Raw genomic sequence first — 23,317 nt, 5'->3', positions numbered from 1 at the left:
GCAAGCGAGCCTGTTTGCCTGTCCGCGCCCATCACCTATGCAATGCGGCATGGCCGACCCCAACGATCCCCGCGCCCACAACAGCCATGGCATGCAGGCGCTCGCTGCCGGCCGCGCCGCCGAAGCCGCTGCCGCCTTTGCCCGCGCCGCCGCGCTCGATCCCGGCGAACCCGTCCTGCGGATCAACCTTGCCGCGGCCCACCGCCAGGCCGGCAATCCCGCTGCCGAACAGGAAGCGCTCGAAGCCGCGCTCGCCCTCGATGCTCGTCACTTCCTGGCCCATCTTCGGCTCGGTGAACTGCTCGAGGGCCAAGGGCTGCTCTCCAAGGCCGCGCCGCACTGGTCCGCCGTGGTCCAGCTCGCCGCAGGAATGAGCGATCGTCCGCCGCTGGTCGCCGATGCGCTTCAGCGCGGCCAGCGTTTCATGGAGCACCACAATGCCGCCTTTGCCGCGGCGGTCGAACAGGAACTCGGTTCCGATCTCGCCTCGCCCGACGCCCGCCGGATCCGCGCCGCGATCGATGTCATGCTCGGCCGCCGCCGCGTCTTCCAGAACGAATGCCACGGGGTGCATTACCCCTTCCTCCCTGCCGACGAATTTTTCGAGCGCCGCCATTTTCCCTGGTTCGACGAGCTCGAGGCCCGAACCCCCGCGATCCGCGAGGAAGCGCTGGCCCTGCTCGCCAACGGCAATGACGCAATCCGGCCCTATGTCCGCCAGCCCAAGGGCACGCCGCAGAACAAATGGTCGCCGCTCGACGACAACCTCGCGTGGGGCGCCTGCTTCCTGTGGGAATATGGCACCCGCAACGACCCGGTGTGCGACGCCTGTCCACAAACCGCCGCCGCGCTCGACCGGGTGCCCACCAGCCACGTTCCGGGCAAGGCGCCGTCGGTTTTCTTCTCGATCCTCCAGCCCGGCGCGCACATCCCGCCGCACACCGGCGTCACCAACACGCGGGCCATCATCCACCTGCCGTTGGTGGTCCCCGACGGCTGCACCTTCCGCGTCGGCGGAGAGACCCGCCCGTGGCGCGAAGGGGAGGCCTTCGCCTTCGACGACACGATCGAACACGAAGCCTGGAACCCGACCGACAAGGTGCGGATCGTGCTGATCTTCGACGTCTGGAACCCGCACCTGACCGCGGCTGAGCAGGACCAGCTCGCCCGCCTGTTCGCCGTCGCCGACCGGGGACTGGTCGCCCCGCGCGCCTAGTCGGGAACGGGCACCCCGCCCGCAATCAGCTGGCGCCGCGCCCCTTCCAGCTCGGCCTCGTAATGGCGCCAGCGGCCTGACGAGCGGGCGTGGAGCGGCTGGCGCACCTGCCAGTTGCTCGCCGTGCGCACGGCGCCGACCGCCCCGGCATCCAGCAGCGCGTCGGTCCACTCCAGCCCCAGCCGTTCCAGCACCGGCGCAAGCGCGCCGCGAGGGTCGCGCACCAGCCGGTCGTAGCTCAGCTCCACGATGCTGGCCGGCATCACCTGCCGCCAGTGCCGCATCAGCCGTTCGTGCTGGACGGCATGATGCACCGCTTCGTCCAGCCGGTGGCTGTAGGAGACGCCGTCGCCGAACCGCAGGAAATAGGTCGACAGGAGATTGTCGAGCGGATGGCGGACCGTGTGGACGATCGCCGCTCCCGGGAACAGCCGCTTGATGAGGCCGAGGTGAAGGAAATTGTCGCACCTTTTGTCGGTGTGCCGGCCATCGCTCGCACTGCGCCGCGCCTCTTCCCGATAATCTTTCCGCAGCCGCCCGACCGCCTCCTCGCCTAGTTGCGGAACGGCTTCGGGATAGGGCTGCAGCGATGCGGCGATGGCCGGGATCGCCTCCAGCTCGCCGCCTGCCGTCAGCGCCGGATGACGGGCCAGCACCTGCTCGGCCAGGGTCGATCCCGACCGGAACAGGCCGCAGATGAAGACGGGCGAGAACGCATCGGGCTCGCCGCCGCTACCCGCCGGAAAGCTCGCGATCAGCCGGTCGACCAGCTGCTCGAACCCGCGTGCGTCGTAGCGCACGGGCGACAGCCGGGCGGCCAGCGCGTTGGCCTGATCCAGCGCCCGGAACGCCTCGCCGTACCGGCCGCCCGCGTCGAGTGCGGTGGCAAGCGCGAACAACAGTTCGGCCTGATCTTCGGGGCGGCGCGCCCGCTCGACTTTTGCCGCAAGCTCGGCCGCGATCGTACCGGGATCGCCCTCGGCCAGTTGCAGTGCGGCGATACGCGCCGCCGCGCGGCCGTCGCCGGGGTCGCTGCGCAAGAGGCGGCGGTAGCAGTCGGTCGCCTCGTCGCGGCGCCCCTCGTCCTCGTGCAGCTGCGCCAGCCCCAGCAGCGCCGGGGGATAAGCGTCGTGAAGGCTCAGCGCCCGCTGATATTCGCCGGCTGCGGCGACCGGGTCGAGGAGATGGTCGGCCAGGATCGCGGCGCGATTGACGTGCACTTCCTCCGCCCCCTGCACCCCGGCGCCGAGCGCCCGCGCATAGCTCTCCAGCGCGGCCTCGAACCGGCGCCGCGCGCGCTGGACCCAGCCAAGGTTGAACCAGCCGTCGGCGAGGCCGGGATCGGCTTCCACCGCCTCGGCAAAGGCCGCTTCGGCGCGCGGCAGGTCGCCCCGCTGCAGCGCTTCGGCGCCCGCCGCCATCGCCCGCATTGCCCGCTCGCCGCTCATGGCCCGTGCCTAAGCGGGCCTCGCCTTTCTGGCCAGCGCTTGTTCCGGTTGCCCAACAGGTTTACTGATCGAGGCTCATTGCTGGTGAAGGAAGAACAGCATGCTTTCGATCGTTGCGTCCCTGCTTTTGGCCGCCGCCCAGGCTGGCTCCCCGGCAACGACCAGTGCGACGCCGCCGGCCGATCCTTCGATGCAGGTGAAGTGCCGCCGCCTTCCGGTGACGGGCTCGCTCGCCCGCTACACCAAGGAATGCCGGACCCTCGCCGAATGGGCCAAGCTCGACGAAGGCAACCGCGAATCGGCGACCAAGATCCAGGATCGCGGCCTCGTCGTCGGCTGCGGAAGCTCGCCGCAGGGCTGCTAGGCCGCCGCCACTTCGCCTTCGGGCGCCAGCACCAGCGCCCCGTCGCCCTCGTCGACCCGCACCTTCTGCCCGTCGCGCACGCGCCCGGCCAGGATCGCGTCCGCCAGCGGGTCCTGCAGGTAGCGCTGCACCGCCCGTTTGAGCGGCCGCGCGCCATAAACCGGGTCATAGCCGACCCGCCCCAGCCACGCCTTCGCCGCATCGGTAAGGTCGAGCACGATTCCGCGCTCCTCCAGCAGCTTGCCCAGCCGCCGGACCTGGATGTCGACGATCGGCGCCATGTGGCTGGCCGACAGGCGGTGGAACAGGATGATGTCGTCCAGCCGGTTCAGGAACTCGGGCCGGAAATGCCCGCGCACCACTTCCATTACCTGCGCCTCGACCTTGTCGGCCGGCTCGTCCTCGCCAAGGTTCGCCAGATACTGGCTGCCAAGGTTCGAGGTCAGGATGATCAACGTGTTGGTGAAGTCCACCGTCCGCCCCTGGCCATCGGTCAGCCGCCCGTCGTCCAGCACCTGCAACAGGATGTTGAACACGTCCGAATGCGCCTTCTCGACCTCGTCGAACAGCACGACCTGATAGGGCCGGCGCCGAACCGCCTCGGTCAGCGTCCCGCCTTCCTCATAGCCGACATAGCCCGGAGGCGCGCCGACCAGCCGCGCGACGCTGTGCTTCTCCATGAACTCGCTCATGTCGATGCGCACCATCGCGGCGGGATCGTCGAACAGGAATTCGGCCAGCGCCTTGGTCAGCTCGGTCTTGCCGACGCCGGTCGGCCCGAGGAACAGGAACGAGCCGAGCGGCCGGTTGGGATCCTGCAGGCCCGCGCGCGCCCGGCGGACCGCGGTCGACACGGCCTTCACCGCCTCGGCCTGGCCGATCACGCGCTTGCCGATGATGCTTTCCATCGCCAGCAATTTCTCGCGCTCGCCCTCAAGCATCCGCTCCATCGGAATGCCGGTCCAGCGTGACACGACCGAGGCGATGTCCTCCGCCGTCACTTCCTCGCGCAGCATGGCATTGGCCTGGCTGTCGTTCGCTTCGGCGAGCTTGCGCTCCAATTCGGGGATGAGCCCATACTGGAGCTCGCCCGCACGGCCGAGGTCGCCGCCCCGCTGCGCCTGTTCCAGTTCCACCCGCAACGCATCGAGCTGCTCCTTGAGCTTGCTCTCGGCGGCGATCTTCTCCTTGTCGCCCTGCCAGCGCGTGGTCAGCTCGGCCGACTGCTGCTCGAGGTTGGCAAGCTCCCGCTCCAGCGCCACCAGGCGGTCCTTGGACCCCTTGTCGGTCTCCTTGCGCAGCGCCTCGCGCTCGATCTTCAGCTGGATGATCCGCCGGTCGAGGTTCTCGATCTCCTCGGGCTTGCTCTCGACTTCCATCCTGAGGCGCGAGGCCGCCTCGTCCATCAGGTCGATCGCCTTGTCGGGCAGGAAGCGGTCGGTGATGTAGCGGTTCGACAGCGTCGCCGCCGCGACCAGCGCCGCGTCGGTGATGTTGATCCCGTGGTGAAGGGCGTACTTGTCCTTCAGCCCGCGCAGGATCGAGATCGTGTCCTCGACCGTCGGCTCGCCCACGAACACCGGCTGGAACCGCCGCTGCAGCGCCGGGTCCTTTTCCACATGCTTGCGATATTCATCGAGCGTCGTCGCGCCGATGCAATGCAGCTCGCCGCGCGCCAGTGCCGGCTTCAGCAGGTTGGAGGCGTCCATCGACCCCTCGCTCTTCCCCGCGCCCACCAGCGTGTGCATCTCGTCGATGAACAGGATGATGTCGCCCGCGGCCTGGCGCACCTCGTCGAGCACGCCCTTCAGCCGCTCCTCGAACTCGCCGCGATATTTGGCGCCGGCGATCAGCGAACCCATGTCGAGGCTCAGGAGCTGCCGGTCCTTGAGGCCGTCGGGCACGTCGCCATTGGCGATGCGGATCGCCAGCCCTTCCGCGATCGCGGTCTTGCCCACGCCCGGCTCGCCGATCAGCACCGGATTGTTCTTGGTCCGCCGCGCCAGCACCTGGATCGTACGGCGGATTTCCTCGTCGCGGCCGATCACGGGATCGAGCTTGCCCTCGCGCGCCGCGGCGGTGAGGTCGCGCGCGAACTTCTTCAGCGCGTCATAACGATCCTCGGCGCCCTGCGTGTCGGCCGTCCGGCCCTTGCGCAGCTGCTCGATCGCGGCGTTCAGCGCCTGCGGCTTCACGCCCGCGCGCTCCAGCGCCTCGCCGACGCCCAGGCCCTTGGCCATCGCGCAGGCCAGCAGGATCCGCTCGACCGTTACGAAGCTATCGCCGGCTTTGGCCGCAATATCCTGCGCCTGCGTCAGCAGGCGGATGGTGTTGCCATCCAGCGCCGGGGCCGATGTCGCGCCCGATCCGGTGACCGCCGGTTCCTTCGCCACCAGCGCGTCCACTTCGCGCTTGGCGGCCTTGGCATCGCCGCCCGCGGCCTGGATCAGGCCCGCCGCCATGCCCTGCTCGTCGTCGAGCAACGCCTTCAGGATATGCGCCGGCGCGATCCGCTGGTGATGCTCGCGCACGGCGATGGTCTGCGCGGCCTGGACGAACCCGCGCGAGCGGTCGGTGAACTTCTCGAAATCCATGGGTGTCAGCTTCCCCTCTCTTCTGCGGGGAAGATAGTGTTGCCCTTCAGCAACACAAGACTGTGCCGCTTGGGCTTAGCGAACATCCCCGCTGGTAGGCAGCGGGGCCAGCGGGTCGGCGCCCGGCGCAGGCGGGCCCGCCGTCCGGATCGCGGCCGAAGGCGGGATCGCGGCTGTGGCTGTGCCGCGCAGCGCCCCGGCGCCCGGGGACCCCGTATCCGGGGCCTTCGCCAGTACGGGAACCCCGCCGATCGGCAGGACCTTGGGACAGGCAAGGTGCCCGCTGTCGTCGACGCCCCAGGTCCGGTATTTCCAGCTGTCCACGTGGAATCGCATCCGGGCGTAGAAGCCCAGCCCGGCGTTGAAGCGCGGCCCCTCGATCTGGTGGCGGGCACACAGCCTGTGGATCATCGTGTCGCGGTCGATGCTGCTCAGCGGCACGAAGTCGATCGCGCTCATCGATCGGTGGACGCTCTCGGGCGCTCCGCCGGCACAGCGGTTCAGCGCCGCGTTGCGGAATACGCTGACCGGCTCGACCGGGCCCACCGCGGGGACCACATAATCGCGCACATAGCGCAGCGTGTTGACGATGTTCGCCCATTCTTCCTGCGGCGGTATCTCGAACGGCTCGGCGCCGCACTTGCGCCAGTCGCTGGCGGTGCGGAGCAATTGCCAGGTCGGCGCGATGTAGGACACGCCGCTGGCGGTCAGATAGTCGTGGAACTGCCGCACCTGCGCCGAACGCCAGGGCTGGCTGACGATCCACTGGCGGTAACCGGGCTCGTCCTGCCCCGCTTCGACATAATCGCTGATCGGGCTCCACGGCGCCGGCATCAGCATCGGCGGGCCCGTTTGGGCGGACGTCGTCGCCACCGGCTGCGCCCCGATCGGAGCGGCCAGCAGGAAGGCGAACATTAGGGTCAGCAGGCGCCGCATCGCCGACAGAATAAACCACCCAAGCTTGAAAAGACACTGAACACCGCTCACTTCGCCGACATGAGCACTCAGCCGATCCACGTCGACCTCCCCCACAAGCTCGGCCGGGCCGAAGCGCGGCGGCGGATCGAAGACAATATCCACAAGCTTACCGGCTTCATCCCCGGCGGCGGCAACGTCACCCACCAGTGGCAGGGCGACCGCCTCGACCTCGACATCGGCGCGATGGGCCAGTCGGTGACCGCCAGGATCGAAGTCGAGGAAGCCTTGCTCCGCGTCCATGTCGCGCTGCCCGGCCTGCTCGGCATGATGGCCAAGCCGATCGAGGCCGCGCTGCGCAGCAAGGGCAGCGAACTCCTGCTGGAAGACCGCACCAAGGCCTGACCGGCCCTCCTCGTCATTGCGAGCAACGCGAAGCAATCCACCGGACCAAACCCATGGATTGCGTGACGACCATCGGCCCCAATCTTGCCTAGTAGGACTTGGCGGTTCATCCTCCCCGCCATGTCCCGGCGCCCATCTCATCCGGCATCGCTCCAGCCCTCGCCGACCGGCGGGGGCGAAGTGGACAAAGTGAAATCGAAGGCAGAATTTCGTTTTCTGCCCTCCCTGGCCTGAAGGAACGACCATGCGCCACGTCGCCATCGTCGGCTCCGGACCCGCCGGCTTCTACACCGCCGAAGCCTTGCTCAAATCGGGCTCCGTCGCGGTCGACATCCTCGACCGGCTGCCCGTCCCCTACGGCCTGATCCGCTTCGGGGTCGCGCCCGATCACCAGTCGATCAAGGCCGTCGCCCGCCGCTACGAGAAGGTCGCGCTCACCCCCGGGGTACGCTTCCTCGGCAACGTCCACCTCGGCGCCGACGTGTCGGTCGAGGAATTGCTCCATTATTACGATGCGGTGGTGCTTGCGACCGGTGCGCCGCTCGATCGCCGCCTCGGTATCCCCGGCGACGATCTGCCCGGCGTGGTCGGCTCGGCCGCCTTTGTCGGCTGGTACAATGGCCACCCGGACTTCGCCGACCTTGCCCCGCCACTCGGCCAGCCTGACGCGGTTGTCATCGGCAACGGCAATGTTGCGCTCGATTGCGCGCGGATCCTTGCCAAGACGCCGGTCGAATTCGTCGGCGCCGACATCGTCGCCCACGCCTTCGAAGCCCTCGGCTCCAGCGCGATCCGCGACATTACCATCCTCGGCCGGCGCGGGCCGCACCAGATCGCCATGACCCCCAAGGAATTGGGCGAACTCGGCCATCTCGACGCCGCCGCGCCCTTTGCCGACCCCGACGACTTCCCGCCCGCCGGCACCGACAATGCGCTCGACCCCGGCCAGCGAAAGAGCGTTGAGCTGCTGCGCGGCTTCGCCGCCGCGCCGCCGGATGGGTCCAAGCCGCGCACCATCGCCTTCGACTTCTTCGCTAAGCCGGTCGCGATCGAGGGCGATGGCCGGGCCGAACGCGTGATCGTCGAACGCACCGCGCTCGGCCCCGACGGCCAGGCCCGCGGCACCGGGCAGACCTATGCGGTGCCCGCCGGCCTCGTCATCAGCTGCATCGGCTACGCCTCACCGCCGATCCCCGGCATCCCCTATGACGAGGCGCTCGGCCGCTATCCCAATCAAAGTGGGCAGGTGGAAGATCGCCTGTATGCGGTTGGCTGGGCGCGGCGGGGGCCGACCGGCACCATCGGCACCAACCGGCCGGACGGCTTTGCGGTAGCCGAAGCGATCGACGCGGCCTTGCCGCCCGCCACCTATCGCAGCGAACGCGACGGCGCGGCCGGGCTCGATCGCCTGCTCGGCAGCCGCGGCTGCGATCCGGTGCACTTCGCCGACTGGCAGAAGATCGAAGCCGCCGAAGTCGCCGCCGCCAGGGCCGGTGCCCCGCGCGAAAAGCTCGTCCGCGTCTCCGATCTCCTGAAGGCCGGGGGTCACTGATCGGCGGTGGCAGGCTCCTTCACGCCGGCAAGCGCCTTGAGCAGCGCCTCGGCGGCAGGTTCGCTCGACGGCGGGTTCTGTCCGGTGATGAGCAGGCCGTCGGTCACGACATACGGGGTGAACGGCGCGGCCTTGGAATAATCGCCACCGCCTTCCTTGAGCATGTCTTCCAGCAGGAACGGCACGACGTCGGTCAGCCCGACCGCTTCCTCTTCCTCGTTGGTGAAGCCGGTGACTTTCTTGCCTTGCACCAGCGGGCTGCCGTCGGGGGCGGTCACATTCTTGAGCGCGGCGGGCGCGTGGCAGACAAGCGCAACGGGCTTGCCGTCCGCCAACGTGGTCTCGATCACCCGCTTGGAATCGGCGTCGTTGGCGAGATCCCACATCGGGCCATGGCCGCCCGGATAGAAGACCGCGTCGAAGCGCGAGGGATCGATGGTGGAGAGCTGCTCGGTAGAAGCAAGCTGCGCCTTGGCAGCTTCGTCCTGCTTGAAGCGCTCGGTCGCCGCGGTCTGGTTCTCGGGCTCGTCGCTCTTGGGGTCGAGCGGGGGCTGGCCGCCGGCGGGCGACGCCAGCGTGATCGAATGGCCCGCGTCCTTCAGCACATAATAAGGGGCGGCGAATTCTTCGAGCCAGAAACCGGTCTTCTTGCCGGTGTCGCCAAGCTGGTCATGGCTGGTGAGGATCATCAGGATGTTCATCGGTGCGACCTTTTGTTTTCTCGTGGGGAGCGGCCGGAACAGCAACGCGCCGCGCCCCTTTCAGCGCTGCAGCGCACAAGAGGTTGCATCACGCCAAACCCCCGCCTAAAGACCGCCCCGCCTTGGTACCCGCTCGCAAGAGCAGGTTCCGGTCGGGGAGTAGCTCAGCCTGGTAGAGCACTGTCTTCGGGAGGCAGGGGCCGGAGGTTCGAATCCTCTCTCCCCGACCATTTCATTTCAGCTGACGCAGCCGGTGCCTGAGGGCCCGGTCGAACGAGCGGAGGCTGAAATTCTGCGGATCGTCGTGCGCTTGCGGAAGGCCTTGATCGATGGTGCCATGCTGCGCCGGGATCAGCCATGATCCCGCCCGCACACTCAGCGCGATGTAGAGCAGGGCGAGCCGGTCATATTGCGCCTTGCTGAAGCCGGGCTTGGGCGCGATCGCATCGTTCCAGCCTTCGATCCGCGCATCGCGCCGCCGCGGCATCACCGTTTCGACGTGGAGGAACAATCCCTTGGCCGGAAGGCCGATCACCCGCGATTCGAGCTTGGTCGCCCGCCACGGCCTGGACAGCAGCTGCCCGAGCTTCACGGCGCCGAGGCGATCGAGGAACAGGTGCGCCACCGGTACCTTTTCCGGGTCGCCGCCGACCGGAAAATAGGGCGCGAAATCGTTCACCTTCGGATCGCGGTCGATGTCGGCCGGGAAGGGAGCATTGGCATAATAAGGCGTGCTGGTGTCGTGGATCACGAAATAGCGGGCCAGCGGCGCCGCCGGATCACCGTCCCGCGCGCGGGACACCGGCTCGTCAAGGCCGCCGATGTCGATCCCCTCGCTGTCAAGCAGCTGCGCGACGCGATCTTTGGCGGGAAGCCTGCTCCGTCCGTCGAGCACCCCCGCCAGCCCACGCGGAAGCCGTTCCGGTTCGCGCCCGAGCTTGCCGCGATAGCCTACATGGGTGAGCAGGCATCGCGCCTGCTCCGACGGGGAACCGGCGAAGCTCAAGTCAGCGATGATGAAGCGGCAGTGCCCGACCACCGCTGTCGGCTCCGGCACCACCGCCGGCTGCGACGCGCCGAGCGCCAGTCCTGCAAGAAGTGCGATCATGCGGCGCTACCGGCTGCGGATGAACGCCTTCACGTCCCGGCTCAGCTTCGCGCGATCCTCGTCGCGGACGTACATCATGTGTCCGGCGTCATAATAATGGAAGCTGACCCGGTCCTGCGGGACACCCGTGCGTGACAGCGCATATTCGGCGGCGAAGAAGGGCGTCGCAAAGTCGTACCAGCCCTGCGCGACGAAGGTCCTGAGCCCGCTGTTCTCGCGCATCGCCTTGCCGATCCACGGCGTGAGGTTGAGGTAGGCGTTCTCGTCGCGCCCGCCGATCCGCCAGTCCCAGTCACGCACCATGTTCGAGATCGACTGATATTCGCGGTCGGTCCTGAAGCCGAGGGTGCCGCGCTGCCAGGTGTTGACCGCGGCGGTGTAGCCCGCGTCGATCCCGTAGAAGCTCGGATCGTTGTCGGGCGATTCGCCGGCGCTGTCGTAATCCTTGCCCGTATAGCGACTGTCGAGGCGGCCGATCGTCAGGCCCCGGTCGCGCAACAGTTCCTTGTAGAAGCGGTCGGGCGTGACGCGAAGGTCGGCCCGCTCAAGGAAGGCTTCGCTGAGGCCCGTCAGCTGCGAGAGGCGGCTACGCACCGCGGCACGTTCCTCGGCGCTTGCCCGCTGCCCCTTGAGGAGGAAGCTGGCGTATGGGCCGATGGCGAATTGCCGTGCGGCCTCGGCCAGCGCAGCCGGGCTCTCGCCGCTGGCCTTGCCGTGATAGCGCGCGGTGACCGCCATCGACGGCAGGTTGGTGACAAAGCCAAGCTCGTTGCCCGGCGCGTCCGAACCGGCGGCAAAGTCGAGCACGGTCGAAATCAGGATGAGGCCATTCAGGCCCACGTCGTTGAAGGTCGAAGCCTCCAGCTGATTGACGACGGCGGCGGTGCGGCTGGTCCCGTAGCTTTCGCCGCCGAGGAACTTGGGGCTGTTCCAGCGGCCATTGTCGCCGAGCCAGCGGCGGATGACCTCGGCCACTGCCTTGGCATCCTGCTGGACCCCGTAGAAATCCTTCGGATCGGCGCCCGGGAGCAGCACCGAAAAGCCCGTACCCGGGGGATCGATGAAGACGAGGTCGGTGGTGTCGAGCAGGCTGTCGGGATTGTCGAGCAGCGGATAGGGCGGGGCGCCGTCATCGCGCGCGTCGGACGGAATGGCGACGCGCTTGGGACCGAAGGCGCCCATCTGCAGCCACACCGAGCCGGAGCCTGGGCCGCCATTGAACAGGAAGGTCACCGGCCGCGACGGATCGCGCGGTTCCTTGATGTAGGCGGTGGTGACGATCGCAGCCTGCGGCGTCCCTTCCTTGTCCTTGAGGAGGGTCTCGCCGATCGTCGCGCTATAGTTGAGGCGCTGGCCGCCGAAGGTGCCGCTGTGCCGGGTAGTAACGGATTGCGGCTGATAGGCCCGCGCGGCGGCTTCCGCCTTGTCCTTGTCCTGCGCCGCTGCCGGCACGGTTGCGAGCGCCAGCGCGGCGGCGGCGGTCAGTCGAAGGTATTTCATGTGATCGATGCCCCTGGAATTCGGGGGGCATCATGCCGCGGCGGGAGCCAAGCGCAAGCCATGCTCCCGCCGCGGTGATGATTGACGGGCCTTAGAAGCCGAAGCGCACTCCGCCGAGCGCGCTCACCTCATTGCCATCGTCCTTGCCGACGGTGGTGCTGGCGGTGAAGTCGAGCTGGACGCCGCGACCCATCTGCGCCGAGGCACCGCCCGCGAGGCGAGTGTAGATGCCCTTGTCACGCCCGCCGAGATCGAAGCGGTTGACGATGGTCGGGCTGGCGGTCTGCGAGAAGGTGAGGGTGCGGCCGTTCCCCTTGAGGTCCTTTTCGACCATCGCGGAAGCGAAGGGACGAAGCGCGCTTCCGCCGGCATCGAAATCGCCGCGCAGTTCGAGGCCAAGGCCGCCGACCAGCGACGAATAACGCTGCGAGCCGACATTGAGGCTGAGCGCGCCGTCACCCGTTTCGGTGTAGGCATCGACCTTGACGCGGGCATAGTCGATCGCCGCGACCGGACCGACGCGGAACCCGCCGAGCGGCGCGAGGAAGCCCGCCTTCGCGCCGGCGACAACATGCTTGCCGTCGGGGCTGGCGGCGAGGCGATCGATGACTGCGGCACGGCTGATCTTGTAGTCGGTGCGGCCGACGCCGGCGTGACCCTGCACGAACACGGGGCCCAGCGCATAGGCGGCGTAGATGCCGCCCTGCAGACCCTTGGCGTTGGTGCGCGAGGTGTTGTTGTCGAAGCGCGTCTTGTCGCGGGTGATTCCGACCGCGGCACCGACGAGGCCGTTGGCACCGAAACCGACTTCCGCACCCGCCGTCGCGCCGACGGAATCGACATCGAAGGCGTCGGTGGTGAGGCTGGCGTTCACGTCACGGCTAAAGGTGTCGCCGGTGACGAAGAAGCGCAGGCCTTCGAGCGTCTCGCCGTCGCGCGGGGAGCCGAGGTCCATCCGGCTGTTGAGCGTGCGGCTGAACTGGCGCGCGCTGTCGAGCCCGAGGTCGGTGGTGGCGCCAAGGTTGAGCGGGGCCTGCAGCTGGCGCTGGATATATTGCCCGACCACCCGGAAGCCGTCGGAGCTGAGGTGCAGCGCATCGACGTAGAAGAGATAGCCCGCGCAGCCCGACAGCACGTTCGCCTGGGTCGGCGCGCAGACCACGCCGTTGGGCAGCCCATAGGCCGTGCCGTTGGCCTGGACCGAGGCCAGCACCTTCGACAGGTCGAGGTAGTGGACCACGACGCCCCGCGCCGCATAACCCGACAGCGTCTGCTGCAGCGCATTGTTGAAGGTGGTCGAGAAGGTGTTGCGGACCGCCTGCGCAGCCGGGTTGGTCGCGACTTCGGGCAGCAGCGCGGTGTTGCCGGCAAGGAAGCTGATCGTCGGCGCGCCGGCCCCGACCAGCCGGTCGAGCTGGGTGCGGGTCGAATTGATCGCGTCATTGACGGTGAAGGCGCCGTAGAAGCCCTGCTGGAAATAGCGGGCGTCGTTGCCGCCGATCGACACGGCCAGCAGGTCGTTGCGGCCAAAGGTCGGCGCGCCGTTGGGGAAGACGCTCGACTGCGTGCCGACATTGAGGAAATTGTCGACTTCGAGCTGGAAGTCGAAGGTGGTCGCCGGGGCACCGCGCACCGCGCTTGCACCGCCGATGGCGAAGTTCTCGACCGGCGCGCCGAGCAGGAACGATAGGCTATCGATGTAATTGGTCCCGCCCGAGAAGCGCCCCGTCGGATAGATGCCACCCTGGTAGGTGGCGGGGTTCAGCCCGGTCAGCTTGAACAGGTTGCCGGTGTCGGCATAGCTGTCACCAAAGGCGACGATCCGGGTCACGCGCTGCGCTTCGGCCGGCGCAGCGAACCCGAGTGCGAGAGCGGCGGTAGCCCCGAGTAGGGCGCGGGCGCCAAGACGCTGAATCATGTGTATTTTCCTCCCCGGCCGAACGTCGGCCCGTGAGAGGCGATATGCGCGCCGCGAACGCGTGCTGACAAGTGGCGGCGCTGCAACAGTCGGGCGGTGGCGCTAGACCCCGAGCACCTTGCGATAGCCGGGGTCGAGGAGGTCGTGCACCTCCGCGTGCCGCTGCATGTATTTGGCGTAGAAGGTGCAGGCGGGGATCACCAGCAACCCTTCGGACCGCGCCCAGTCGAGCGAGGCCTTGGCGATCGCCGAGCCGATGCCCTGGCCTTCGTGATGCGGCGGGACGACGGTGTGCGGAAACTTCACCTTGCCGTGCATCGGCCTGTAATCGGCAAAGGCGACCGTCCCGTCGCTCAGGTGGATTTCGAAGCGCTGATCGGCCTCGTTGCGGATGACGTCGTGCATGATCCTATCCGACAACCAGGCCGCGGCATTCGCCAAGACCGATGGAGACAAAGCCTTGCGCCGCAGCCTGCGCCGTGAGGATCAGTTCGTCCCCATCCTCGAGGAAATTGCGGGTTTCGCCGGAAGGCAGGGTCAGCGGCTGCTTGCCGCCCTTGCTGATTTCCAGCAGCGAGCCGAGCCCGTCGGGCGAAGCGGTCGACAGCGTGCCGGTCCCGATCAGGTCGCCGGCCTGCAGGTTGCAGCCGTTGCAGCTGTGGTGCGCGACGATCTGCTCGACCGACCAGTACATGGCGTCCGCGGCGAGACCCTGGCTCAACTGATGCGGCGGCATTCCGGCGTCGCGCATCTGCCGGGTGGTCAGCAACGCCCGAACGGTGAGGCCGAGGCCGGGCTTTTCCGATCCGCCGGCCAGGTAGGGGAGCGGTTCGGGATCGCCCTCGGGCCGGCGAAAGCCTTCGGTCATGAATGGCGCCATTGCTTCGGGTGTGACGACGAACGGCGACACGCTGGTGAGGAAGTTCTTCGCCAGGAACGGTCCGAGCGGCTGATATTCCCACGCCTGCAGGTCGCGCGCCGACCAGTCGTTGAGCAGACAATAGCCGGCGACCGCGCTCTCCGCCTGGTCGATCGGGATCGGATCGCCAAGCGCATTGCCCGGGCCGATCCACACGCCGAGCTCGAGTTCGTAATCGAGGCGGCGCGAAGGCCCATATTCAGGCGCCTCGGCCTCGGGGGCCTTGCGCTGCCCGTTCGGCCGCACCACCGGCTGGCCCGAAACCCGCACGCTCGACGCCCGGCCGTGATAGCCGATCGGCACATATTTGTAGTTCGGCAGCAGCGGATTGTCGGGCCGAAACTGCTTGCCGACATTGATCGCGTGATGAATGCCAACATAGAAATCGGTGTAATCGCCGATCAGCGTCGGCAGGTGCATCGTCGCTTCCGACTGGCCGATCAGGCAGCCCTCGACCGCATCGCGATACGCCTCGTCGGAAAGCAGTTCGGACAAGCGCTTGCGCAGCGCGACCCGCGGTCCGCTGCCAAGCGCGAGGAAGGCATTCAGTACCGGCTGCGCCAGCTCGTCCACCCACGCACCGCCAAGCGTGTCGGCGATCGCGGGCAGGTCGACGAGGAAGTCACCGATCGGCACCCCCGCGCGCCGCTCGCGCCCTTCGCTGGCGAAGATGCACAGGGGCAGGTTCTGGACCGGGAAGTCCGCATGCCCGTTCGCGCTTTCCACCCAGCTGGTGCGGGCGGGATCGTGGGTTTCGTCGATTCTCATGGCAGGCGTGCCTTTGGAAAGTCGGCCCAGGCCGCGTCATAGTCGGGCTGGGCCCGCCCCAACGCTTCGGCGGGCACTTCGAACGGCCAGCAGCTTTCGATCATGAAAGCCATCGTGCCGTCGATCTTGTGGGGTTTCAGGTCGGCCTCGCTTGCGCGACGCCAGGTTTCGACGTCGGGGCCGTGCCCGCTCATCATGTTGTGGAGCGACAGTCCGCCGGGCTGGAAACCCTCGGCCTTGGCATCATAGGCGCCGGTGAGGAGGCCCATGCACTCGCTCATCACGTTGCGGTGGAACCAAGGCGGCCGGAACGTGTCCTCGGCCACCATCCAGCGCGGCGGGAAGATAACGAAATCGACATTGGCCCGGCCAGCCATGCCCGACGGTGAAGTGAGCACGGTGAAGATCGACGGGTCGGGATGATCGAAACTGACCGTTCCGATCGCGTTGAAGTGCGACAGGTCGTAGCGGCAGGGCGCAAGATTGCCGTGCCACGCGACGACATCGAGGGGGCTATGGTCGAGCGTCGTCGCCCACAGCCTGCCATCATATTTCTGGATGACCTGGGTCGGTTCGTCCCTGTCCTCGAACCAGGCGACCGGGGTTTCGAAATCGCGCGGGTTGGCAAGGCCGTTGGCGCCGATCGGGCCGAGGTCGGGCAGGCGGAACGGCGCGCCATAATTTTCGGCGAGATAGCCGCGCGCCGAGCCGTCGGGCAGCGCGATCTTGAAGCGCACGCCGCGCGGGATGAGCGCGACCTGGCCCGCTGCAAGCTCGATCCGGCCAAGCTCGGTCAGAAGCTCGAGCCGGCCGTCCTGAGGAAGCACGAGAAGTTCGCCATCGGCGGACACGAACACCCGGTCGAGCCGCTCGCGATTAGCGGCGTAGAGATGCATCGCGACCCCTTCGAGGTCCGACGGTGCGCGATTGTGGACGATGGTCGTCAGGCCATCGATGAAATCGGTTTCCGGCCCGGGATCGGGAAGCGGGTCCCACCGCAGCCGGTTGGGGGCCAGCGGACCTGCCAGGGTGACGTTCAGCCCCTTGGCGTCGTCATAGGCGACAAACGGACGGTGATCGGCGCTTGGCCGCATTCGATACAGCCACGACCGCCGGTTTTCATGCCGCGGCATGGTGAAGGCCGTTCCGGACAATTGTTCGGTGTAGAGCCCGAAGGCCGGGCGTTGCGGGCTGTTGCGGCCCTTGGGCAGGGCGCCGGGCACGGCCTCGGTCGCGATGTGCCCGCCAAAGCCTGCCACATAAGCGGGTGAGGAGCTGGTCAGCATGTCCCCGGCTCTAGGCCGGTGAAGCGGGGGAGGGAAGCCAGCAACCCGCCCCCGTTCCCCTGATCAGGTGACGTTGACGTTGATCGAGTCCGGAACCTTGATCTCGGTCTTGGACCCGCCGAACGTGCCGTTCGAATAAAGCAGGTAGCCGATCACCAGCACGGCAAGCAGAACGACGACGGCGATCACGCCGCCGCTTCCGCCGCCGCCGTCGGTATTCACTACGGTGGTGCGCTCGATCACGCGATCTTCAGTGCCGTCTCGGTTGATGTCGGCCATGTGCAAGGACTCCCATTATGTCGGCGAAACGAACGCCGGGAGCGATGAACCGTTCCGCTCAGTCGTTCACCGCGCGCCGTGCGGGTTCTTCGTCGCGCAGGGGGTGGCAGTCGTAGCGTCCTCTTATGGCACGATTGAAGTAGCTGCCCTTGGAGGAAGCCGCGGCAAATCCTTCGGCTACTTCCGCCGGGACGCCCAGGTAGAGATAGCGGCGTCCACCCGTCAGGCACAATTCGAGCGCCCGGTGATCGGGCCAGTAAAGGGCGCCGCGGATCAGGCTGCTGTCCATCCCGCCTGAAACGCTGCTTGCGCGCTGGTGACTCACCGTTGCGACGAAGGGATTCACAGGCGAGTCGAACCGATATACTTAACCATTCGGTAACTGCGACTGAGGCATTTACATCCTGAATGGGGGTAATGTTGGACGCATGGACGGCAGTTTTGCAGCAAGCATGACGGCGGACGCCGAACCGCACGACACGCCGATGGCCATCGGAAACGATGAGCGGCGGATGCATGTGCGCGCCTATAATTACTGGGCCTCGCTGCTGAACGGGCGCGACTTCCCCTCGATCGAGGATCTCGACGGTCGGGATGTCAGCGATTTTGCCGACCACAGCCTGCTGCTCGATTTCACCGCCGGCGCCGATAATCCGGCGACCAGTTTCATCGGTGCCGCGATCCGCGCCGAATGCGAGATCGGCGATGAAGTGCGGACGCTGTCCGACGTTCCGCCGCGCTCGCTGCTCAGCCGCCTGACCGACCACTGGCTGCAGATCGTCGCCAACCGCGCGCCGATCGGTTTCGAAGCCGAGTTCACCAACCAGCGTGGCCACGAAATCTGCTATCGAGGCATCCTCATGCCCTTCTCGTCAGACGGTGAATCGATCGACTTCATCTATGGCGTCATCAACTGGAAGGACGCCCCTTCCCAGCAACGGCCATCGCCCGTCCTGACCCTCGTCGAGGAAGACGCGATCCTCGACCTCACCGACCCGCTCGACGGCGAGGAAGAGCTTGTCGAGGTGCCTGTCCCTGCTGCCGACGCCGGGCTTGCCGACCGCCTCTCCGCCGCGCGCGAGACGGTGGAGGTGCTGAAGGCCGCCGATGGACGCAGCCGCGCGGCGCTCTACCGGGCGCTGTCGCTGGCTTATGATTTCGCGGTCGCCAGCCAGCGCGTTCCCGACGACTATGCCGACCTCCTCGACGATGCGGGGATCAAGGCGCAGGCCCGCGCGCCGATGACCCCGATCGTCAAGCTCGTCTTCGGCGCGGACTACGACAAGGCGCGGCTAACCGAATTCGCCGCCGCACTCGCCCATGCCGAGCGCTGCGCCATCGACTTCGAAGGCTTCCTGCCGTTCATCGAAAGCTTTCCCGGCGGCCTCAAAGGGCTGGTCGCGGCCGAACGGACCGCCCGGCGACCCGAACCGCGCGCCGACAATCGCGCCGACCAGGCGCGCATCCGCCTGCGCGCGACGAGCGCAAAATCGCTCAGCGCGCTTGCCGGCAACGATGAATTCACCCTCGTCCTCGTCCGTCGCGACGCGACCGGAAAGGTCGAGCCGGTTTGCGCCGTTCCGGATCTGAGCTTGCTCGAAAAAGCCTTCCGCAAGCTCGGCTGATTGCCCTTGGCCGGCCGCCGCGGGGTTGTGACCCGCCGTGGCCGGGTCTAGACGCGCCCCATTCCTGATGGGAGCGTAAAGAACATCATGGCGGCTGACCCCCGCGTGTCCGCCTCGCTGGCGGATGCCTTTTCCAAGGCCCTTCTCGAAGGTGCCCTGCCCGGCGAGACCGAAGGCTTCACCCCGCAAGAGCAGACCGAGGCCGCCGCCTTCGTCACCGAGGTGGCGGAGCACCGGCGCCCGGGCGAAATCGCGCTGAAGCTTCAGTCCGTCGGGGGGGAGGCTGCACGCCGCCTGATGCGGCTGGTCATCGTCAACGACGACATGCCATTCCTGGTCGACAGCGTCGCCGCGGTGATCGCCGGGCAGGGGCTCACCGTCCACCGCCTGCTGCATCCGATCGTCCATGCGCAGCGCGACGGCGACCGGCTGGTCGCTCTTGGCGAGGGCGGTTCGGAATCGATCATCTACGTCGAACTCGACCGGGCCGATGCGCGCGGCCGGCAGGAACTGGTGCAGGAGATCGAGCGGGTGCTCGATTCCGTCCGCGCCGCGGTCGGCGACTGGAAGGCGATGGTCGCGCTGATGCGCGAGGACGCGTCTGCGGTCGCTTCCGATCCTGAAAGCGCCTCCCTCCTCGAATGGCTGGCCGCCAACAACTTCACCCTGCTCGGGCACAAGTTCGTGTCGCCCGACGGACAGGTCGGCGAGGGGCTCGGTATCCTCTCGACCGCAGGCATCGACTTGTGGAGCCAGGGCGACCTTCGCGGCCTGTTCGACACGTTGCAGGCCGACGGGCGCAAGGTCCTCGCGCTGAAGGCCGACCGCCTGTCGCCCGTGCACCGGCGTGTCCCGCTCGACGTGGTGGTCGCCCGCCGCGACGACGGCACGCTGTCGATCCATGCCGGCCTGTGGACCAGCGCCGCCCTGCGCTCGCCGCCGTCCGAAATCCCCGTGGTCCGGCGGCGCCTTTCCGACCTCGACCGCGAACTCGATTTCGCGCCCGCGAGCCATGGCGCGAAGGCGCTCGCGCACGCCATGTCGACGCTTCCGCCCGACCTCCTCGTGTCGTTCAGCGAGCGCGAGGTCCGGGCTGCGGCGCTGATGGCGATGAGCCTTGCCGACCGGCCGCGCCCGGCGCTGCTGCTGCTTCCCGGCGCGCTCCATCGCCAGCTGTTCGCCTTTGTCTGGCTGCCGCGGGACGAGCTTACCACCACCCGCCGCATGGCGATCATGAAGATGATCGAGGAAGCGGTATTGTCCTCGGTCAGCAGCTGGGCGGTCGAGCTTGGCGACGGCGATCTCGCCCTGATCCGCCTCACCCTCGGCTTTTCCGCCTCGCGTCCGCTGCCCGACGTCGATCGCCTCGACCAGCAACTGGTCGACATGGTGCGCGGCTGGGGGCCGGCGGTCGAGGCCGAACTGACCGACCGTGTCGGCAGTGGCCGGGCGACCCGCCTCGCGCTCACCTACCTGCCCGGCGTTCCCGAGGATTATCGCAACCGCGCAGGCGCCGACGAGGCGGCCGCGGACATTCTGCGCCTTTGCGCGCTTGAAGGTGCGGACGACCGCGACGTCCGCCTGTTCCGCGACGCCGACGACCGCACGGGCCAGCTGCGCCTGAAGCTGTACCGCTCGGGCGGACTGGTGCCCTTGTCCGAAGCCGTCCCGGTGCTCGAGAATTTCGGCTTCAAGGTTATCGAGGAGCGCCCGACCGCGCTTGGTGACGACAGCAAGCTGGGCCACATCCACGACTTCCGGCTCGAGCTGGCGGGCGCCGATGTTGGCGACCTGCTTGCCCGTACCGACGTCATCGAAGGGGCCATCGCCGCCACCCTTCAGCGCCACGCCGAGGACGACGAGTTCAACCAGCTGGTGCTGTTCGCGGGGCTCGATCCGCAGCCGGTGGTGTGGCTGCGCGCCTGGTTCCGCTACCTGCGCCAGACCGGCGTCGCCTACGGCCTCGTCACCATGGTCGATGCGCTCAAGCGCACCCCGGCCGCGACCCGTGCGCTGGTTGCCTGGTTCAGTGCCGCCCACGACCCGGCGCGCGAAGGCCGCAAGGCTGCCGTCGATGCCGAAAGGGCCGCGTTCGAGGAGGCCCTGAACGCGGTCAAGTCGATTGACGACGACCGCATCCTGCGCCTGTTCCGAAGCGTGGTCGAAGCGACCTTGCGCACCAACGCCTTCCACCCGATGCCGGGCGAGGCGCTGGCCTTCAAGCTCGATCCCACGAAGATTCCGGGCTTGCCCGCACCGATCCCGTACCGCGAAATCTGGGTCTACAGCCCGCGCGTCGAAGGCATCCACCTGCGCGGTGGACCGGTCGCCCGCGGCGGCCTTCGCTGGTCCGACCGGCGCGACGACTTCCGCACCGAGATCCTCGGCCTGATGAAGGCGCAGCTGGTCAAGAATGCGGTGATCGTGCCGACCGGCGCCAAGGGCGGCTTCTATCCCAAGCAGCTTCCGTCGCCCGCGATCGACCGCGAGGCGTGGCTGGCGGAAGGCACCGAAAGCTACCGCATCTTCATCCGTTCGCTGCTGTCGGTCACCGACAACATCGTCGGCGGCAAGGTGGTCCATCCCGACGGCGTCGTCGTCCATGACGGCAACGATCCCTATTTCGTGGTCGCCGCCGACAAGGGTACCGCGACCTTTTCCGACGTTGCCAACGCCATCGCGCTCGAACGCGACTTCTGGCTGGGCGATGCCTTCGCCTCGGGCGGGTCGAACGGCTACGACCACAAGGCGATGGGGATCACCGCCAAGGGCGCGTGGATCAGCGTCCAGCGGCACTTCCTCGAAATGGGCGTCGACATCCAGTCCGAGCCGGTGACGGTGGCGGGCTGCGGCGACATGTCGGGCGACGTGTTCGGCAACGGCATGCTGCTGTCGAAGGCGATCCAGCTGGTCGCCGCCTTTGACCACCGTCACATCTTCATCGATCCGAACCCCGATCCGGCAACCAGCTGGGAAGAGCGCAATCGCCTGTTCCAGCTGCCGAGGTCGAGCTGGGACGATTACGATCGTTCAAAGCTCAGCCCGGGTGCGATGATCGTGCCGCGCAGCCAGAAGGAAATCGCACTGTCCGCGGAAGCCGCGGCGGCGATCGGCGTGGCGGCCGGCACCTACGATCCCACCGGCCTCATTAGCGCCATCCTCAAGGCGCCGGTCGGCCTGCTCTGGTTCGGCGGCATCGGCACTTATGTGAAATCGCGGGCACAGGCCAACAGCGCCGTCGGCGATCCCGCCAACGACGCGCTCCGCGTCGATGCGGCGGACCTTCGCGCCAAGGTGCTGGGCGAAGGCGCCAACCTTGCGATCACGCAGGCGGCCCGCATCGAATTCAGCGAACATGGCGGGCGCTGCAACACCGACTTCATCGACAATTCGGCAGGTGTCGATTGCTCGGACAACGAGGTCAACATCAAGATCCCCCTCAACCAGGAAATGCTGGAAGGGCGGCTGACGTTCGAGGACCGCAACCGTCTCCTCGAGAGCATGACCGACGAGGTCGGCGAACTGGTGCTCGACGACAATCGCCGCCAGACGCTCGCGCTCTCCGTCGCCGAACATGGCGGCGCGGCGGCGCTTCCCGTGCATGTCCGCACGCTCGAATTGCTTGAGGCGTCAGGCCGGCTCGATCGCCGGGTCGAAGGGCTTGAGACGAGCGACGAACTGCTCCGCCGCAGCGGCGACAATCGCGGGCTGACCCGGCCCGAGCTGTCGGTTCTGTTGAGCCTCGCCAAGCTCAGCCTGCAGGACGCGGCCGAAGAACTGAAGCTGGCCGAAGATCCGCTGCTTCACGAACAGCTCCTCGCCGCCTTCCCCGCGCCGCTTCGCGAAGCACATCGCGAGGCGCTGCTGCACCACCGGCTTGGCAACGAGATTCTCGCCACCAAGGTCGCCAATCGCATCGTCAACCGCCTCGGACCCAGCGTCGCGCTCGACCTCACCGAGGAAGAGGGTAGCTCGCTTGCCCAGGTCGTCGCGGCCTTCCTGACCGCCGAGCGGCTGCTGAAGCTCGATGTCTTCTGGGAACGGCTGGAGCAGGCACCGGTCACCGAGGCCGTCCGCCTCGACCTGTTTGCGATGGCCGCCCAGAGCGTCCGCAGTCACATGAGCGATATCCTGCGCGCCGCCGGGGGAGAGACCAGCGTCTCCGACCTTGTCGCCGTGCTCGAGCCGGGCCTGGCCAAGATCAGCGACGCCGCGCGCTCGATCATCCGCGCCGAGGTCAAGACACAGGCCGAAGCGCTGCATCGTTCGCTCGAGGCGACGGGCGCGGGCGAGGCGGTCGTGCGCGGGCTGGTCAAGCTTTACGAACTCGACGGCGTATTCGGGATTGCGGGCCTTGCCGCACGCAAGGACCTCGACGCGCTCGCGCTGACGCAGGCCTATGTCCGGATCGGCGAAGCGCTCGGGCTCGACTGGGCGCAGAGCCAGGCCTTGCGGTTGCAGCCGACCGATCAGTGGGAGCGCCTGCTGGTCGCCGGACTGCTCAACGAGTTCGAGCAGCTGCGCATCGACTGGCTGTCGCGCACACGCAACGACGATCCGGTGCACGCGGTCGAGCGCTGGACCGAACGTCAGGCGAAGCGGATTGCCCAGTTCCGACGCCTGATCGATCGTGCCCGCACGGCAGGCACCGTGTCGGTGCCCATGCTCGCGCAGATCGCCAGCCAGGCGCGCATCCTGCTGTCTCGCTAGGCGGCGTCC

General features: G+C 67.7%; 18 protein-coding genes and 1 tRNA gene. 7 read left to right on the top strand and 12 right to left on the bottom strand.

Annotated features, from left to right (window positions below; all coding sequences use genetic code 11):
- Nucleotides 1-49 precede the first annotated feature (49 nt).
- Nucleotides 50-1,216 carry an aspartyl/asparaginyl beta-hydroxylase domain-containing protein gene (locus tag ABD729_RS01935; RefSeq protein ID WP_344708473.1) on the top strand — a complete coding sequence of 389 codons (1,167 nt, stop codon included), beginning with the start codon at nt 50-52 and terminating at the stop codon, nt 1,214-1,216.
- On the opposite strand, the gene ABD729_RS01930 is transcribed toward ABD729_RS01935, so the two are convergent.
- The gene (locus ABD729_RS01930) at nt 1,213-2,664 is read right to left on the bottom strand and encodes a tetratricopeptide repeat-containing sulfotransferase family protein (RefSeq protein WP_344708472.1); all 1,452 of its coding nucleotides are present in this window, start codon (nt 2,662-2,664) and stop codon (nt 1,213-1,215) included. The genes ABD729_RS01935 and ABD729_RS01930 overlap by 4 nt on opposite strands.
- 100 nt (nt 2,665-2,764) lie before the next feature.
- Here ABD729_RS01930 and ABD729_RS01925 point away from each other — a divergent pair, with 100 nt between their 5' ends.
- The gene (locus tag ABD729_RS01925) at nt 2,765-3,028 is read left to right on the top strand and encodes a hypothetical protein (RefSeq protein ID WP_344708471.1); all 264 of its coding nucleotides are present in this window, start codon (nt 2,765-2,767) and stop codon (nt 3,026-3,028) included.
- Here ABD729_RS01925 and clpB read toward each other — a convergent pair.
- Complete coding sequence (gene clpB / locus ABD729_RS01920; protein ID WP_344708470.1) at nt 3,025-5,622, bottom strand: ATP-dependent chaperone ClpB; 2,598 nt, start codon at nt 5,620-5,622, stop codon at nt 3,025-3,027. The genes ABD729_RS01925 and clpB overlap by 4 nt on opposite strands.
- Before the next feature lie 75 nt (nt 5,623-5,697).
- Nucleotides 5,698-6,558 (bottom strand): D-Ala-D-Ala carboxypeptidase family metallohydrolase, encoded by an 861-nt coding sequence (locus ABD729_RS01915; protein WP_344708469.1) that lies wholly within the window; start codon nt 6,556-6,558, stop codon nt 5,698-5,700.
- A gap of 60 nt (nt 6,559-6,618) precedes the next feature.
- Here ABD729_RS01915 and ABD729_RS01910 point away from each other — a divergent pair, with 60 nt between their 5' ends.
- Nucleotides 6,619-6,942, top strand: coding sequence for a polyhydroxyalkanoic acid system family protein (locus ABD729_RS01910; protein ID WP_344708468.1), 324 nt, complete (start codon nt 6,619-6,621; stop codon nt 6,940-6,942).
- A gap of 244 nt (nt 6,943-7,186) precedes the next feature.
- Nucleotides 7,187-8,494, top strand: a complete 1,308-nt coding sequence (locus tag ABD729_RS01905) for an FAD-dependent oxidoreductase (protein WP_344708467.1) — start codon at nt 7,187-7,189, stop codon at nt 8,492-8,494.
- On the opposite strand, the gene ABD729_RS01900 is transcribed toward ABD729_RS01905, so the two are convergent.
- Complete coding sequence (locus ABD729_RS01900; protein WP_344708465.1) at nt 8,488-9,195, bottom strand: type 1 glutamine amidotransferase domain-containing protein; 708 nt, start codon at nt 9,193-9,195, stop codon at nt 8,488-8,490. The genes ABD729_RS01905 and ABD729_RS01900 overlap by 7 nt on opposite strands.
- A gap of 153 nt (nt 9,196-9,348) precedes the next feature.
- Here ABD729_RS01900 and ABD729_RS01895 point away from each other — a divergent pair.
- Nucleotides 9,349-9,425 (top strand) — tRNA-Pro (locus tag ABD729_RS01895).
- Nucleotides 9,426-9,427: 2 nt separating this feature from the next.
- Here ABD729_RS01895 and ABD729_RS01890 read toward each other — a convergent pair.
- The 8 genes from ABD729_RS01890 to ABD729_RS01855 all read right to left on the bottom strand — a co-directional run bounded on the left by ABD729_RS01890 (nt 9,428) and on the right by ABD729_RS01855 (nt 17,262).
- The gene (locus tag ABD729_RS01890; RefSeq protein ID WP_344708464.1) at nt 9,428-10,303 is read right to left on the bottom strand and encodes a hypothetical protein; all 876 of its coding nucleotides are present in this window, start codon (nt 10,301-10,303) and stop codon (nt 9,428-9,430) included.
- A gap of 6 nt (nt 10,304-10,309) precedes the next feature.
- A complete protein-coding gene (locus tag ABD729_RS01885) occupies nt 10,310-11,803 on the bottom strand; it encodes a S10 family peptidase (protein WP_344708463.1) in 1,494 nt (497 codons plus the stop codon).
- A gap of 91 nt (nt 11,804-11,894) precedes the next feature.
- Entirely contained in the window at nt 11,895-13,721 is a 1,827-nt protein-coding gene (locus tag ABD729_RS01880; protein ID WP_344708462.1) for an autotransporter domain-containing protein, read from the bottom strand.
- 102 nt (nt 13,722-13,823) lie between these two features.
- Complete coding sequence (locus ABD729_RS01875; RefSeq protein WP_344708461.1) at nt 13,824-14,126, bottom strand: GNAT family N-acetyltransferase; 303 nt, start codon at nt 14,124-14,126, stop codon at nt 13,824-13,826.
- Nucleotides 14,127-14,130: 4 nt separating this feature from the next.
- Entirely contained in the window at nt 14,131-15,408 is a 1,278-nt protein-coding gene (gene fahA / locus ABD729_RS01870) for a fumarylacetoacetase (RefSeq protein WP_344708460.1), read from the bottom strand.
- A complete protein-coding gene (hmgA, locus tag ABD729_RS01865) occupies nt 15,405-16,694 on the bottom strand; it encodes a homogentisate 1,2-dioxygenase (protein WP_344708459.1) in 1,290 nt (429 codons plus the stop codon). Before hmgA ends, fahA begins: the two co-directional genes overlap by 4 nt.
- Before the next feature lie 63 nt (nt 16,695-16,757).
- Nucleotides 16,758-16,973 (bottom strand): hypothetical protein, encoded by a 216-nt coding sequence (locus ABD729_RS01860; protein WP_344708458.1) that lies wholly within the window; start codon nt 16,971-16,973, stop codon nt 16,758-16,760.
- A 58-nt stretch (nt 16,974-17,031) separates the two neighbouring features.
- Nucleotides 17,032-17,262, bottom strand: a complete 231-nt coding sequence (locus tag ABD729_RS01855) for a KTSC domain-containing protein (RefSeq protein ID WP_344708457.1) — start codon at nt 17,260-17,262, stop codon at nt 17,032-17,034.
- Between the two features lie 163 nt (nt 17,263-17,425).
- Between ABD729_RS01855 and ABD729_RS01850 the strand changes: the two genes are divergently transcribed.
- Nucleotides 17,426-18,598, top strand: a complete 1,173-nt coding sequence (locus tag ABD729_RS01850) for a PAS domain-containing protein (protein ID WP_344708456.1) — start codon at nt 17,426-17,428, stop codon at nt 18,596-18,598.
- Between the two features lie 87 nt (nt 18,599-18,685).
- Nucleotides 18,686-23,308 carry an NAD-glutamate dehydrogenase domain-containing protein gene (locus tag ABD729_RS01845; protein WP_344708455.1) on the top strand — a complete coding sequence of 1,541 codons (4,623 nt, stop codon included), beginning with the start codon at nt 18,686-18,688 and terminating at the stop codon, nt 23,306-23,308.
- Nucleotides 23,309-23,317 lie beyond the last annotated feature (9 nt).

The organism is Sphingomonas humi (assembly GCF_039536725.1).
Lineage (GTDB): Bacteria > Pseudomonadota > Alphaproteobacteria > Sphingomonadales > Sphingomonadaceae > Sphingomicrobium > Sphingomicrobium humi.
The sequence above is the reverse complement of the archived record's forward strand: the minus strand, read 5'-3'. Positions and strand labels throughout refer to the sequence as shown.

Bases quoted from the DNA above. Each gene is read 5' to 3' on its own strand.
- ABD729_RS01855 (WP_344708457.1), bottom strand. From the start codon at position 17,262: ATGGACAGCAGCCTGATCCGCGGCGCCCTTTACTGGCCCGATCACCGG.
- ABD729_RS01845 (WP_344708455.1), top strand. From the start codon at position 18,686: ATGGCGGCTGACCCCCGCGTGTCCGCCTCGCTGGCGGATGCCTTTTCC.
- ABD729_RS01930 (WP_344708472.1), bottom strand. From the start codon at position 2,664: ATGAGCGGCGAGCGGGCAATGCGGGCGATGGCGGCGGGCGCCGAAGCG.
- ABD729_RS01880 (WP_344708462.1), bottom strand. From the start codon at position 13,721: ATGATTCAGCGTCTTGGCGCCCGCGCCCTACTCGGGGCTACCGCCGCT.
- ABD729_RS01925 (WP_344708471.1), top strand. From the start codon at position 2,765: ATGCTTTCGATCGTTGCGTCCCTGCTTTTGGCCGCCGCCCAGGCTGGC.
- fahA (WP_344708460.1), bottom strand. From the start codon at position 15,408: ATGAGAATCGACGAAACCCACGATCCCGCCCGCACCAGCTGGGTGGAA.
- ABD729_RS01900 (WP_344708465.1), bottom strand. From the start codon at position 9,195: ATGAACATCCTGATGATCCTCACCAGCCATGACCAGCTTGGCGACACC.
- ABD729_RS01935 (WP_344708473.1), top strand. From the start codon at position 50: ATGGCCGACCCCAACGATCCCCGCGCCCACAACAGCCATGGCATGCAG.
- ABD729_RS01905 (WP_344708467.1), top strand. From the start codon at position 7,187: ATGCGCCACGTCGCCATCGTCGGCTCCGGACCCGCCGGCTTCTACACC.
- ABD729_RS01850 (WP_344708456.1), top strand. From the start codon at position 17,426: ATGACGGCGGACGCCGAACCGCACGACACGCCGATGGCCATCGGAAAC.
- ABD729_RS01860 (WP_344708458.1), bottom strand. From the start codon at position 16,973: ATGGCCGACATCAACCGAGACGGCACTGAAGATCGCGTGATCGAGCGC.
- ABD729_RS01890 (WP_344708464.1), bottom strand. From the start codon at position 10,303: ATGATCGCACTTCTTGCAGGACTGGCGCTCGGCGCGTCGCAGCCGGCG.
- ABD729_RS01915 (WP_344708469.1), bottom strand. From the start codon at position 6,558: ATGCGGCGCCTGCTGACCCTAATGTTCGCCTTCCTGCTGGCCGCTCCG.
- ABD729_RS01885 (WP_344708463.1), bottom strand. From the start codon at position 11,803: ATGAAATACCTTCGACTGACCGCCGCCGCCGCGCTGGCGCTCGCAACC.
- ABD729_RS01875 (WP_344708461.1), bottom strand. From the start codon at position 14,126: ATGCACGACGTCATCCGCAACGAGGCCGATCAGCGCTTCGAAATCCAC.
- hmgA (WP_344708459.1), bottom strand. From the start codon at position 16,694: ATGCTGACCAGCTCCTCACCCGCTTATGTGGCAGGCTTTGGCGGGCAC.
- clpB (WP_344708470.1), bottom strand. From the start codon at position 5,622: ATGGATTTCGAGAAGTTCACCGACCGCTCGCGCGGGTTCGTCCAGGCC.
- ABD729_RS01910 (WP_344708468.1), top strand. From the start codon at position 6,619: ATGAGCACTCAGCCGATCCACGTCGACCTCCCCCACAAGCTCGGCCGG.